The organism is Stenotrophomonas sp. NPDC077659 (genome assembly GCF_050268705.1).
GTDB lineage: Bacteria > Pseudomonadota > Gammaproteobacteria > Xanthomonadales > Xanthomonadaceae > Stenotrophomonas.
In genome coordinates this window covers 1-13349 of sequence record NZ_JBNNHG010000108.1, presented here as the reverse complement: position 1 = coordinate 13349, position 13349 = coordinate 1, and the positions used below count along the sequence as shown (strand labels likewise).

At 67.8% G+C, this 13349-nt stretch carries 10 protein-coding genes; 7 read left to right on the top strand and 3 right to left on the bottom strand.

Features of this window, described 5'->3' with window-relative positions; translation table 11 throughout:
• The 3 genes from mfd to ACQKDV_RS14275 form a co-directional block, all read right to left on the bottom strand.
• Positions 1-2873 (bottom strand): transcription-repair coupling factor (gene mfd, locus ACQKDV_RS14285; RefSeq protein WP_427784517.1); only part of this gene is annotated, 2873 nt, incomplete at its 3' end.
• A 112-nt stretch (positions 2874-2985) separates the two neighbouring features.
• A complete protein-coding gene (locus tag ACQKDV_RS14280) occupies positions 2986-3531 on the bottom strand; it encodes a GNAT family N-acetyltransferase (protein WP_108764504.1) in 546 nt (181 codons plus the stop codon).
• A 128-nt stretch (positions 3532-3659) separates the two neighbouring features.
• On the bottom strand, positions 3660-4517 hold the full coding sequence (locus tag ACQKDV_RS14275; RefSeq protein WP_427784516.1) for a 23S rRNA (adenine(2030)-N(6))-methyltransferase RlmJ: 858 nt from the start codon (positions 4515-4517) through the stop codon (positions 3660-3662).
• 35 nt (positions 4518-4552) lie between these two features.
• On the opposite strand from ACQKDV_RS14275, the gene creB reads away from it, so the two are divergent.
• The 7 genes from creB (at position 4553) to ACQKDV_RS14240 (ending at position 12416) form a co-directional block, all read left to right on the top strand.
• On the top strand, positions 4553-5278 hold the full coding sequence (gene creB, locus ACQKDV_RS14270) for a two-component system response regulator CreB (RefSeq protein ID WP_427784514.1): 726 nt from the start codon (positions 4553-4555) through the stop codon (positions 5276-5278).
• 3 nt (positions 5279-5281) lie between these two features.
• Positions 5282-6742: a two-component system sensor histidine kinase CreC gene (creC, locus tag ACQKDV_RS14265; protein ID WP_427784512.1), complete on the top strand. Its 1461-nt coding sequence runs from the start codon at positions 5282-5284 to the stop codon at positions 6740-6742.
• Positions 6743-6823: 81 nt separating this feature from the next.
• Positions 6824-8143, top strand: a complete 1320-nt coding sequence (gene creD, locus ACQKDV_RS14260; protein ID WP_427784511.1) for a cell envelope integrity protein CreD — start codon at positions 6824-6826, stop codon at positions 8141-8143.
• Between the two features lie 10 nt (positions 8144-8153).
• Positions 8154-8564 carry a hypothetical protein gene (locus tag ACQKDV_RS14255; protein WP_427784509.1) on the top strand — a complete coding sequence of 137 codons (411 nt, stop codon included), beginning with the start codon at positions 8154-8156 and terminating at the stop codon, positions 8562-8564.
• Positions 8565-8743: 179 nt separating this feature from the next.
• A complete protein-coding gene (locus tag ACQKDV_RS14250) occupies positions 8744-10330 on the top strand; it encodes a M20/M25/M40 family metallo-hydrolase (protein ID WP_427784507.1) in 1587 nt (528 codons plus the stop codon).
• A gap of 156 nt (positions 10331-10486) precedes the next feature.
• Entirely contained in the window at positions 10487-11890 is a 1404-nt protein-coding gene (gene gltX / locus ACQKDV_RS14245) for a glutamate--tRNA ligase (protein ID WP_427784506.1), read from the top strand.
• Positions 11891-11924: 34 nt separating this feature from the next.
• On the top strand, positions 11925-12416 hold the full coding sequence (locus ACQKDV_RS14240; protein ID WP_427784504.1) for a transcriptional repressor: 492 nt from the start codon (positions 11925-11927) through the stop codon (positions 12414-12416).
• Positions 12417-13349: the final 933 nt, after the last annotated feature.

Here is a 13349-nt window from a genome sequence, read left to right as displayed (position 1 = left end):
AGATCGTGCGTGGCCAGGGTGAAGCCGGCGCCCAGTTCGTCCATCGAGGCGATGGCTTCCAGGCGCTTTTCCGCATCCGGGGTGATCGAGCGACGGTCCGGCGCCACCAGGTAGGCATACGCACGGTGGTGCGAACGACCCACGCGGCCGCGCAGCTGGTGCAGCTGGGCCAGGCCGAAGCGGTCGGCGCGGTTGATGATGATGGTGTTGGCGTTGGGGATGTCGATGCCCGATTCGATGATCGTGGTCGACAGCAGTACGTTGAAGCGCTGCTTCTGGAAATCCAGCATCACCTTTTCCAGCTCGCGCTCGGGCATCTGCCCATGGGCGATGACGATGCTCGCCTCCTGCACCAGCTCGGACAGCTCGCGCTGCATGCGGCCGATGCTTTCCACGTCGTTGTGCAGGAAGTACAGCTGGCCGCCACGGGCCAGCTCGCGCTGGAACGCTTCGCGAAGCAGCGCGTTGTCCCACTGGGTGATGAAGGTCTGCACCGCCAGCCGGTTCGGCGGCGGGGTGGCGATGATCGACAGGTCGCGCAGGCCGGCCATGGCCATGTTCAACGTACGCGGGATGGGCGTGGCAGTCAGGGTCAGCAGGTGCACGTTGGCGCGCAGCGCCTTCAGGGCTTCCTTCTGGCGCACGCCGAAACGCTGCTCCTCATCGACGATGACCATGCCCAGGTCCTTGAACTTCACGTCCGGCTGCAGCAGGCGGTGGGTACCGACGATGACATCGATGGTGCCGGCGGCGACCTTCTCCAGTTCGGCCTTGATTTCCTTGGTGCTCTTGAAGCGCGACAGCACTTCCACCTTCAGCGGGTAATCGGCGAAGCGGTCGCGGAAATTGCGGTAGTGCTGTTCGGCCAGCAACGTGGTCGGCACCAGCACTGCCACCTGCTTGCCGGCGCTGGCGGCGGCAAACGCCGCGCGCACCGCCACTTCGGTCTTGCCGAAGCCGACGTCGCCGCAGACCACCCGGTCCATCGGCTGGCTGCTGGACAGGTCACGCAGGGTGGCGTCGATGGCGGCCAGCTGGTCGGGGGTTTCCTCGAACGGGAAGCCGGCCGCGAACGGTTCGTACATCGCGCGGTCCACCTGCAGGGCCAGGCCTGCGCGCGCCTGGCGGCGGGCCTGGATCTCCAGCAGTTCGGCCGCGACGTCGCGCACCTTCTCGGCGGCCTTGCGCTTGGCCTTGGTCCACTGCTCGCCGCCCAGCGAATGCAGCGGCGCGGTTTCCGCCGATGCGCCGGAATAGCGGCTGATCAGGTGCAGCTGGGCCACCGGCACGTACAGGCGGTCACCCTTGGCATATTCGATTTCCAGGAACTCGCCGGGCATGCCGCCGACATCCATCGCGATCAGGCCACGGTAGCGGCCAACGCCATGGTCTTCGTGCACGATCGGCGCGCCTTCGGTCAGCTCACCGAGATCACGGATGATCGCTTCCGGCTCACGGCCGGCCCGTCGCGTACGGCGGGTGCTGCCGGCACGCTCGGGGAACAGCTGGCGCTCGGTGAGCACCGCGATGCGCGGTTCATCCAGCGCGAAGCCATCTTCCAGCGGCGCCACCGTGATCGCGAAGCGCGCATCGTCGGCGAGGAACGCGGGCAGGTCGGCCACCACCGGCGGCTTCAGCTCGGCGGCCTGCAGCACTTCCAGCAGGGCTTCGCGGCGGCCGGGCGAATCGGCGGCGATCAGCACCCGGCCCGGGTAGTGGCCGAGGAAGGATTTCAGTGCATCGCCGGCGGGCGCCTCGCGCGCGGCTACCGGCAGCGGCGGCAGCGGCTGGTCGCCCAGCGCGTGCGCATCGGCAATACGTGCATGCTCAGGCGCCCACACCTCGATGCGCGCGGCAGCGTTCAGCCGCTCGCGCAGCAGTTCCGGCGACAGGTACAGCGACGACGGCGGCAGCAGCGGCCGTTCGACATCGTGGCGGCGCTGCTCGTAGCGGTCGCCGGTCTGCGCCCAGAAGGCGACTGCCGCTTCGTCCGCACCGGTGCACACCACCGGCAGGCTACCGGCGGGCAGGTAGTCGAACAGGGTGGCGGTGCGGTCGAAGAACAGCGGCAGGTAGTATTCGATGCCGGCCGGGGCCAGCCCGGATTTCAGATCCTGGTACAGCGAACTGCGCCGGGTATCGACATCGAAGCGCTCGCGCAGCGTACCCAGTACGCGGGCGATGCTGGCCTCGTCCATCGGCACTTCGCGGCCGGGCAGCATGTGCACGGCCTCGACTTTGTCCAGCGACCGCTGGCTTTCCGGGTCGAAGGCACGGATCGAATCGATGTCCTCGTCCAGCAGCTCCACCCGCAGCGGCTCGTCGGCGCCCATCGGGAACACGTCGAGCAGACCGCCACGCACGGCGAAATCGCCCGGGTCCATCACCTGCGGCACGTTGCGGTAGCCGGCGCTTTCCAGACGGCGCTTCTCAGCCTCCAGGTCCAGGCGCTGGCCGACCTTCAGGTCAAAGCTGCCCCCGATGACATAGCTGCGCGGGGCCAGCTGCTGCAGCACCGTCTGCACCGGCACCACCACCAGGCCGCGCTTCAGCGAGGGCAGGCGGTGCAGGGCGGCCAGGCGCTGCGAAATGATGTCCGGGTGCGGGCTGAAGCGGTCGTAGGGCAGGGTTTCCCAATCCGGGAACGCCACCACCGGCAGGTCCGGATCGGCGCCGATCAGGGTCTGCAGGTCGGCTTCGAGCTGGTTGGCACCGTGGTTGTCACGGGCGATCACCAGCAGTGGCGCATCGTGCGTGCGCGCCGCCTGGACCAGGTACCAGGCCAGGGCGGTCGGTGATGCGGGGGCGCGCCACCAGGCGCGGAGCTGGCCGGCGCGCGGCAGCGGCGGGGCGGGGTATGAAGTACGCGACATGGACCGCCGATCTTAGCAGATGCCTTTGTCGCGGCCGTGTGCGTAACGTGGGGGGATGCCGGCCAGCGGCCGGCACTAACGGGACGTACGCCGGGCATGGCCCGGCGCTACCTTAATTGTCCAGTTCCAGCACCATGCGCACCAGGCCCTCGGCGCCATTGGGGTGCGGCACCGGCTTGAAGCCCAGCGAGGCCGCCAGCTGCTTCATCGGCTCGTTTTCGGCGGCCACATCGCCATACAGGCGATCCAGGTACTTGCCCCGCCCCCATTTCACCAGCTTGCGCATCAGCTGGCGGCCCAGGCCCTGGCCGATCAGGAAGCGGCTGATGAGGATGGCGTACTCGGCTTCGCGGGTACCGGGGATGATCGAGGCACGCGCCACCGCGCCGACCACCGCTTCACCGGCCGGCAGCGATTCGGCGGCCACCAGGGTAATTTCGGTCTTCGGGTTGGGGTGGGTCAGGCGCTGGGTGGTGTCCGGCGAAAGCTCGGTCACCGACTGCAGGAAACGGTCGCGGATTTCTTCCGGCCCGAAGAGGCTGAAGGCGGCCTGCAGCGGCGCACCGTCTTCCGGGCGGATGGGGCGGATCAGCAGCTCGTGGCCGCTGGGAGCCTTGAAGATCTCATGCCAGGGCGGCATGCGGTTGCGAGTGGCCATACCGGGTGATTCCTTGGTGGTCCATCGATTGTGGCATCACCGGGGCTGCATTCCGTGAACGAAAGGCTCACGTGCGTACAGCCTCGTGAAGACGGCAGATCGGCGCCTGATCGTCGCTTGAGCCAGCCTTATTCCGGCGCCTTGAGCCAATCCAGGCGGGTCGTGGCACCCGGCTCGCCCAGGTGCTGGCGCAGGGCCGGCAGGGCCGGGCCGACCACCCGGTCGAACTGCCAGGGGGCATTGAGCAGCAGCATGCCGCTGCCGTTGAGGCGCAGCGGGGAGTCGTCCGGGCGTACCAGGAATTCGATGGTCATGGCCGATTTCACCGGCAGCGCGGCGGCCTTGCGCAGGAAATGCAGGATGGTGCGCCGCTGCTTGATCGGGAACCAGACCGCGCAGGTGGCCTGCGGCCAGCGCGCCAGGGTCTCGGCCAGCGCAGCCAGGATGGCCTGGTATTCGGCATCCTGCGCTTCGTACGGCGGGTCGATCAGGACCAGGCCACGGCCGATCTTGCTGCCGTTGACCTTGGGCGGCAGCTGCGAACGCAGCAGCGCGTAGCCATCGCCCTGGTGCACGCCGACGCGGTTGTCGTGGGCGAACAGCGCCTTCAGCTGGGCCGCTTCGTCGTCCTGCAGCTCGCAGACCGCCATCCGGTCCTGCGCGCGCATGGCCTGGGCGCTCAGCAGCGGCGAGCCCGGGTAGGTGATCATCGCCCCCACCGGATTGTCCGCCTGCACCGCCTTCAGGTAGCGCTCGACAACTTCGGGCAGCTTGGGCTGAGCCATCAGGCGCATGATGCCGTCTTCGGCCTCCAGGGTCTTGCGGCCCTCTTCGCTGGCCAGCAGGTAACGGCCGGCACCGCCATGGGTGTCGAGCACGAAGAACGGGCTGTCCTTGCGCTTGAAGCTGTCGATCAGGGCCAGCTGCACGATGTGCTTGAGGACATCGGCATGGTTGCCGGCATGGAAGGCGTGGCGATAGTTCATGGGCGGCAGTGTACGGGGCGGCGGCCGCAGCGGCTATGCTGCGCGGCATGACAGCCCCCGTTGCCCAGGTCCTGGTAGTCGAGGACGAAGCCGCCATCGCCGACACCGTGCTGTATGCCCTGCGCAGCGAAGGCTACGCGGCCAGCCACTGCCTGCTTGGCGGGCAGGCCCTGCAGCGCCTGCAGGAGGGCGATGTGGACGTGGTGGTGCTCGACGTGGGCCTGCCCGACCTGAGTGGCTTCGAGGTCTGCCGCCGGCTGCGCGCCCTGCCGGGACCGCAGGCGCAGGTACCGGTGATCTTCCTGACCGCCCGCAACGATGAGCTGGACCGCGTGCTGGGCCTGGAACTTGGGGCCGATGACTACATGGCCAAGCCTTTTTCACCGCGCGAGCTGGTGGCGCGGGTGCGCGCGCGCCTGCGCCGCGTGGCGCCCGCAGCACCGGTGGCTGCCGTCGAGCCCGGCTGGCGCGAGCACGGGGCCTTCGCCGTCGACCGCGAGGGCCGGCGCATCCGCTACCACGGCCATGCGCTGGACCTGACCCGCTACGAATATGCCTTGCTGGAAGCCCTGCTGCAGCGCCCCGGCGCCATCCTCAGCCGTGCCCAGCTGATGGACCGCGGCTGGGACAGCAGTGCCGACAGCGCTGACCGCACCGTCGATACCCACGTCAAAACGCTGCGTGCCAAGCTGCGTGCGGCCGGTGCCAGCGCCGACCCCATCCGCACCCATCGTGGCCTGGGCTACGCGCTGGAGCCCTGAGCCATGCGCTTGGTACTGAAGCTGTTCCTGGGCTTCTTCCTCATTACCGGTATCGCCGCGTTTTTCGTCATGCGGGTGTTCGTCAATGAGGTGAAGCCGGGCGTGCGCCAAGCGATGGAATCGACCCTGGTCGACGCGGCCAACGTGCTGGCCGAAATGGCTGCCGCCGACGTCAAGGCCGGCACCCTCGGCACGGGCAGCTTCACCCGCAACCTCGCCAAGGCGCGGCAGCGCGACCTGAAGGCGATGGTCTGGCGCTTTCCCAAGCGCTCGCTGGATTACCGGGTGACGATCACCGATGCCCGCGGCATCGTCATCTACGATTCGCTGGGCCGTGACCTGGGCCGTGACAACTCGCGCTGGAACGATGTCTACCGCACGCTGCGCGGCGAGTACGGCGCGCGTTCCAGCCCGGAAGTGCCCGGCACCGACGGCGACACGGTGATGCACGTGGCCGCCCCGGTCTACGACCCGGCCGACGGCCACACCCTCATCGGCGTGCTCAGCCTGGCCCAGCCCAACCGCAGCATCGACCCGTTCATCGCCGCCAGCCAGCGCGCCATCATGGAGCGCGGTGCCTGGCTGATCGGGCTGTCGGCCCTGGTCGGTGTGCTGGTGACGATGTGGCTGACCACCGGTCTGGGCCAGCTCAGCCGTTATGCGCGTGCGGTCACCGCAGGTGAGCCGGTGCCGCCGCCACGCCGCCGCCGCGATGAGATCGGCGATCTTGGCCAGGCGCTGGAAACCATGCGCCGAAAGCTGGAAGGCAAGGCCTATGTCGAGCAATACGTACAGTCGCTGACCCACGAGATGAAGAGCCCCCTGGCGGCCATCCGCGGTGCCGCCGAACTGCTGCAGGAGCCGATGCCCGATGCCGACCGAGTGCACTTCGCCCGCAGCATCGTCGACCAGCAGGAGCGGCTGACCGAGACCATCGACAAGCTGCTGGCACTGGCCGAGGTTGAACAGCACGGTTGGCTGCAGACCCGCGACCCGATTGCATTGCCAGTGCTGCTGGCAGACGCGGCCGCTGCCGCGCAGGTGCGCGCACAGGCGGCGGGCGTGCAGGTCCGCATCGGCAGCGTGCCCGATCTGCAGGTGCAGGGCGACGGCTACCTGCTGCGGCAGGCGCTGCACAACCTGATCGACAACGCGATTGCGTTCTCTGCGGCCGGCGCGGAGATCGCGTTGCAGGCCGAGGTGGACGGGCAGGGCGTGTGGCTGCAGGTCGCTGATCGCGGTGCCGGCATTCCCGAGTACGCGCGTGAACGGGTGTTCGAGCGCTTCTACTCGCTGGCCCGGCCGGGCAGTGGCCGGCGCAGTTCCGGCCTCGGCCTGCCGTTCGTGCAGGAAGTGGCCCGCCTGCACGATGGCCGCGCCAGCCTCGAGCCGCGGACCGGCGGCGGTACCGTGGCCAGCCTGTGGCTGCCGCTGGGTGCACCGGTGCAGCGCCCCCGTCGCTGACTTCACATTCGCTTCAAATTCGCCACAAACCCCGCTCACCGCCGCCGTCCATCCTGCAGCCCTCTCCAACGAGGATGGACGATGAAATCCCTGAAGATGCTGTTGCGGTTCGCCATCGTCGGCGGGCTGATCCTGCTGCTGCTGATCCCGCTGACGATGATCCGCGGCGTCATCAACGAACGCAGTGCCTACCGCGATGAAGCCTTCGCGCGGGTGGCCGACAGCCGTGCCGGTGCGCAGCGCCTGGTGGGGCCGGTGCGGGTGGTGCCGTGGGTGGAGCGACAGCAGGTTGAAGTGGTCGACGCCAAGGGCAACAAGAAGATCGAGGTGCAGGTGACCGAGGGCCATTGGCTGCAGATGCCAGCGTCGCTGGAGGTGGGCGGTGAGATGCTGCCGAGCCAGCGTGAGGTCGGGCTGTTCAAGGTGCCGGTCTACAGCTGGAACGGCCAGATGAAGGCGACTTTCGCCGAAGACGACTATCCGGTGAAGGCCGGCCGCAGTTACGGCCAGCCGTATGTAGCCGTGGGCATTTCCGATGTGCGTGGCTTGGTCGGTACGCCGGATCTGCGCGTGGACGGCAAGCCGGTGCGGCTGTTGCCCGGTGTCGGCGCGGCCAGCCAGGTGGGGCGTGGCCTGCACGCGCCGGTGGCTGGTTTCCCCGAAAACCACGGCGGTACCCTGGCCGCCAGCAACGTCGAACTGCAGCTGCGCCTGGACGGCAGCCGCGCGCTGTCGGTGGTGCCGGTCGGCGATGACACCCGCATCGCACTGCGCTCGAGCTGGCCGCATCCGTCCTTCAGTGGTGCCTTCCTGCCCAACGAGCGGCGCGTCGATGCGCAGGGGTTCAATGCACAGTGGGCCGTGTCCTCGCTGGCCTCCGATGCACAGGCACAGCTGCGTGCCGAGGGCGCGGTCGATTCGCAGGCGGTGACCGTCTCGCTGGTGGATCCGGTCGATGCCTACACCCAGGCCGACCGCGCATCCAAGTACGGCATCCTGTTCGTGCTGCTCACCTTCGTCGGCTTCATCCTGTTCGAACTGATCAAGTCGCTGCGCATCCACCCGCTGCAGTACCTGATGGTGGGCCTGGCGCTGGCGATCTTCTTCCTGTTGCTGATCAGCCTGTCCGAGCACATCGCGTTCTGGAAGTCCTACCTGGTTTCGGCGGTGGCCTGCATCGGCCTGCAGGCGGTGTACCTGGCCAATGTGCTTGGGCACTGGAAGCGCGGCCTCGGCTTCGCCGCGCTGCTGACCGTGCTGTACGGCGCGCTGTATGGCCTGCTGGTGTCGGAGAACAACGCGCTGCTGATGGGTTCGCTGCTGCTGTTTGTGATCCTGGCGCTGGCGATGTGGGTGACCCGTCGGGTCGACTGGTACGCGCTTGGCGCGGAACTGAAGTAAGGGGTACGTCATGGGCTGGCGCCAGGGATTGCGGCAACGGGCACGGCAGGGCATTCCGGCCCTGCTGGAAGTGGATGCACTGCTGCAGGCACATGGCGTGCTGGCGGCCCTGCCGGGGGCACGGATCGCCCCCGGCCTGGTCCGCTTCCAGCTGGCGGCGGTGACCTGCGAAGGACTGCAGCGGCAGGGGCTGGACTGGCTGGTGGGTGCGCATCACGGACGCGGCGCGCTGGCCGGGCGCGTACCGCGTTACCGGCCATGGAAGGCCGGGGCGGCGGCGCTGGCGGAAATCGGCATTGATGGGTTGCCGCTGGACTGGCCGGCGCATGCAGCGGTGTACGGCTGCAGCAGCGTGGATCGGCGGCACTGGTTGCTGCTGGTGCCCGAGCGGGCGCAGTTGTGGTTGGGGTGGCATGGGTGAAGGCCCGACCTTCGGTGGTGCGAACCGCTGGAAGCTGGTGGATGCGAACCTTGGTTCGCACGCTTCATCCACGCATGGCGTGGATCTACTGCCATGCATGACCGATGGGACGGTATTGCCGCGCCCCTGCTGGCTAGACTCGATGGGTTGATGAGCAGGCCGCAAGGCAGGGGTGCGATGTGTTGAAGTGGGGCGTGCTGGCCGTAGCGCTGGCGATGGGGGGCAATGCAATGGCGCAGACGCGCGAGCCGGTGGACCTGGATATGGTCAGCCGCATCCGCCAGGAGGCCTTCCACCGTTCGCAGGTGATGGACACCTTCAGCTACCTCACCGAACGCATCGGCCCACGACTGACCAATTCGCCGGCGATGGGCCGCGCCAACGCATGGACCCGTGGCAAGTTCAGCGAATGGAAGCTGGAAAACGTGCACGACGAGGCCTTCGACGACTTCGGCCGTGGCTGGGAATTCACCTCGGCCAGTGTGGAGATGCTGGGCGACCGCGTGCAGCCGCTGCATGCCCTGCCCAAGGCGTGGACGCCGGGCACGAATGGGCCGGTGGAAGGCGAACTGGTACACGTGGAGATCAAGAAGCCCGAGGACATCGAAAAGTATCGCGGCACGCTGCGCGGCAAGATCCTGCTGCTGGGCGAGGCCCGCGAATACAAGCGCGGCACCGAGCCGGATTCGCACCGCCACGACGCCACCTCGCTGGAAGGCCTGCAGGAATTCACCCTGCCCAAGGACGCGGCTGCAGAGCGCGCAAAGCGGGTGAAGGAATACAAGGAGCGCCAGGAGCTGACCGCCAAGGTCAACGCGTTCTTCGTGGAAGAGGGCGCGCTGGCGTCGGTCAGCATCAGTGGCTGGGACAACGGCATCATCCGCGTCGCCGGCGGTGGTTCGCGCAAGGCCGGCGAATCGGTGGGCATCCCCGAGCTGGCGATGATCGCCGAGCACTTCAACCCGCTGGTGCGCGCGCTGGACGCCAAGCAGGCCGTCCGCCTGCGCGTGGACGTTGCGGCGCGCTTCACCGACGAGACCGACCAGCCCGGCTACAACACTCTGGCCGAGATCCGCGGCAGCAGCAGGCCCGATGAAGTGGTGATGATCGGCGCCCACCTGGATTCGTGGCACAGCGGCACCGGCGCGGCCGACAATGCCGCCGGCGTGGCGGTGATGATGGAGGCCATGCGCATCCTCAAGGCCACCGGCGCCAAGCCGAAGCGGACCATCCGGGTGGCACTGTGGAGCGGCGAGGAGCAGGGCCTGATCGGTTCGCAGGCGTACGTCGCCAAGCACTTCGGTCGCTTCCCCGAACCTACCGACCCGGCGCAGAAGGCACTGCCGGCCTCGCTGCGTGATCCGACCGGGGCGCTGCAGAAGACCCGCGATTACGGCAAGTTCCAGGTCTACTTCAACATGGACAATGGCTCGGGCCGCTTCCGTGGCATCTATGCCCAGGAAAACCTGGCGGCGATGCCGATCTTCGAAGCCTGGCTGGCCCCGTTCCATGACGTGGGTGCCACCACCGTGGCTACCCGCAACACCGGCAGCACCGACCACATCAGCTTCGACCGCATCGGCCTGCCGGGCTTCCAGTTCATCCAGGACCGCCTGGACTACTTCACCAACGTCCACCACAGCCACCTGGACACCTGGGACCATGCCGAACCGGACGACCTGAAGCAGGCCGCCGCCATCGTCGCCTCGTTCGCCTACAACGCCGCGATGCGCGAGCAGTCCTTCCCCCGCAAGGTAGAACCGTAAAAAGGGGACGGAGGGGATTAAGTCGTTTCTCCCCTCCGTTTCCCGGTCGCCGCGCCCAGAGGCTGGGCAATCGCGACTTAATCCCCTCCGTCCCCTTTTTCCGTATGGGGCGGTGGGCTGGTAAAATCGTGGGGATTCCCGTTCCCCGAGCCCTCCATGATCTGCCGCACCCGCTTCGCCCCCAGCCCCACCGGTTACCTGCACATCGGCGGCGCCCGCACCGCGCTGTACTGCTGGCTGGAGGCCCGCCACCGCGGCGGCGAGTTCGTGCTGCGCATCGAGGACACCGACCGTGAACGCAGCACCCAGGGCGCGATCGATGCGATTCTGGAGGCGATGGACTGGCTGGGCCTGGACTACGACGTCGGCCCGATCTACCAGACCGACCGCGTGGCCCGCTACCTGGAAGTGGCCGAGCAGCTGGTGGCCGACGGCAAGGCGTACTACGCCTATGAGACCCGCGAAGAACTGGACGCCATGCGCGAGGCCGCCATGGCCAAGCAGGAAAAGCCGCGCTACAACGGCGCCGCGCGCGAGCTGGGCCTGCCGCGCAAGGACGACCCGAACCGCGTCATCCGCTTCAAGAACCCGCTCGACGGCACCGTGGTGTTCGACGACCTGATCAAGGGCCGCATCGAGATCGCCAACAGCGAGCTGGATGACATGGTCATCTTCCGTCCGGACGGCTACCCCACCTACAACTTCGCGGTGGTGGTGGATGACTGGGATATGGGCATCACCGAGGTCATCCGCGGCGACGACCACATCAACAACACCCCGCGCCAGATCAACCTGTACGAGGGCATCGGTGCCCCCGTGCCGAAGTTCGGCCACATGCCGATGATCCTGGACGAGCAGGGCGCCAAGCTGTCCAAGCGTACCGGTGCGGCCGACGTGATGCAGTACAAGGACGCCGGCTACCTGCCCGATGCGCTGCTGAGCTACCTGGCCCGCCTGGGCTGGTCGCACGGTGACCAAGAGCTGTTCAGCCGCCAGGAGCTGATCGACCTGTTCGACGTGACCAACTGCAATTCCAAGGCCTCGCGCCTGGACATGGCCAAGCTGGGCTGGGTCAACCAGCACTTCCTGAAGACCGAAGAACCGGCCAGCATCGTGCCGCACCTGGTTTACCAGCTGGAAAAGCTGGGCCTGGACGTGGCCGCCGGCCCGGCCCCGGTGGACGTGGTGATTGCCCTGCGCGAGCGCGTGCAGACCCTGAAGGAAATGGCCGAGAAGGCCGTGGTCTGGTACCAGCCGCTGACCGAGTACGACGAGGCGGCCGTGGCCAAGCACTTCAAGGCCGGCGCCGAGCTGCCGCTGGGCAAGGCCCGCGAGCTGCTGGCCGCGCTGCCGGAATGGACCGCCGAGGCCGTGGGCGTGGCCCTGCACGATGCCGCCGCCGCGCTGGAGATCGGCATGGGCAAGGTCGCCCAGCCGCTGCGCGTGGCCATCACCGGCACCCAGGTCAGCCCTGACATTTCCCATACCGTGTACCTGGCCGGCCGCGAGCAGGCCTTGAAACGCATCGATGTGGCCATCACCAAGGTAGCAACGGCCTGAGCCCTGCGGCCCAGCCCCGAACCGGAGAACGCGCATGCCCGCCAAACCTGCTTCTGCCTGTACCGCCCCGCACCACCACGTCCACGACGCATCGGATTTCGTGGCGGTGGTCGAGCGTGTCTCGCGCGAGCGCGGGCTGCGCCTGACCCCGATCCGCGCCAACGTGCTGAAGCTGATTGCCGAGGCCGGCAAGCCAGTCAAGGCGTACGAGCTGCTGGAGTGGGTGCGCAACGGCAAGGGCGTGGGCGCCGATGCCCCGCCCACGGTGTACCGCGCGCTGGACTTCCTTATGGCCAATGGCTTCGTGCACAAGCTGGAATCGGTGAATGCCTTCGTGGCCTGCCACCACCCGAGCAGCGCGGCGCATTCGGTCCCGTTCCTGATCTGCAACAGTTGCCACAGCGCGGTGGAACTGGAAGACCGCGAGATCGTCCACCAGCTGGAAAAGCGTGCCAAGGAGCTGGGTTTCCAGCCGCAGGCGCAGACCCTGGAAGTGCACGGCCTCTGCGCACGCTGCGCCGGTTGAACACACGATCGTGCCGACCCCGTTTCACAGACGCTGCCGCCGCGCGCTGCGCCGGCCGAGGGCGGGGTAGAGTCGACCGTTGGTCGACCGTCGCGCGAAGCGCGGGGTTTTCGTGGCCTGATGGAAAAGTAGTCGACTGACAGTCGACTCTACCGTGTCGTCCCCTGCTCCGTCGCCGTATCCACCCGCGCGATCACCGACATGCCCGGGCGCAGCCGCACCGCCAGCACCTGGCCTGGATCAATCGATATCTGGATCGGTTGACGGCGGGGTAGAGTCGACCGTTGGTCGACCGTCGCGCGAAGCGCGGGGTTTTCGTGGCCTGATGGAAAAGTAGTCGACTGACAGTCGACTCTACCGTTCCGTCCCCGTCCCCGTCCCCGTTCCCGTCCCGGATCCCGGTTTCGGTGCCGGTTCCGAAGCCGGCTCCACCGCCGTATCCACCCGCGCGATCACCGACATGCCCGGGCGCAGCCGCACCGCCAGCACCTGGCCTGGATCAATCGATATCTGGATCGGTTGACGGCGGGGTAGAGTCGACCGTTGGTCGACTATCGCGCGAAGCGCGGGGTTTTCGTGGCCTGAAGAGCAGTCGACTGACAGTCGACTCTACCGTCCCGTCCCCGTCCCCGTCCCCGTCCCCGTCCCCGTCCCGGATCCCGGTTTCGGTGCCGGTTCCGAAGCCGGCTCCACCGCCGTATCCACCCGCGCGATCACCGACATGCCCGGGCGCAGCCGCACCGCCAGCACCTGGCCGGGATCAATCGATATCTGGATCGGTTGACGGCGGGGTAGAGTCGACCGTTGGTCGACTATCGCGCGAAGCGCGGGGTTTTCGTGGCCTGGAGAGCAGTCGACTGACAGTCGACTCTACCGTTCCGTCCCCGTCCCCGTCCCCGTCCCCGTCCCCGTCCCCGTCCCCGTCCCCGTCCC

Bases quoted from the DNA above. Each gene is read 5' to 3' on its own strand.
- ACQKDV_RS14280 (WP_108764504.1), bottom strand. From the start codon at position 3,531: ATGGCCACTCGCAACCGCATGCCGCCCTGGCATGAGATCTTCAAGGCT.
- ACQKDV_RS14275 (WP_427784516.1), bottom strand. From the start codon at position 4,517: ATGAACTATCGCCACGCCTTCCATGCCGGCAACCATGCCGATGTCCTC.
- creB (WP_427784514.1), top strand. From the start codon at position 4,553: ATGCTGCGCGGCATGACAGCCCCCGTTGCCCAGGTCCTGGTAGTCGAG.
- creC (WP_427784512.1), top strand. From the start codon at position 5,282: ATGCGCTTGGTACTGAAGCTGTTCCTGGGCTTCTTCCTCATTACCGGT.
- creD (WP_427784511.1), top strand. From the start codon at position 6,824: ATGAAATCCCTGAAGATGCTGTTGCGGTTCGCCATCGTCGGCGGGCTG.
- ACQKDV_RS14255 (WP_427784509.1), top strand. From the start codon at position 8,154: ATGGGCTGGCGCCAGGGATTGCGGCAACGGGCACGGCAGGGCATTCCG.
- gltX (WP_427784506.1), top strand. From the start codon at position 10,487: ATGATCTGCCGCACCCGCTTCGCCCCCAGCCCCACCGGTTACCTGCAC.
- ACQKDV_RS14240 (WP_427784504.1), top strand. From the start codon at position 11,925: ATGCCCGCCAAACCTGCTTCTGCCTGTACCGCCCCGCACCACCACGTC.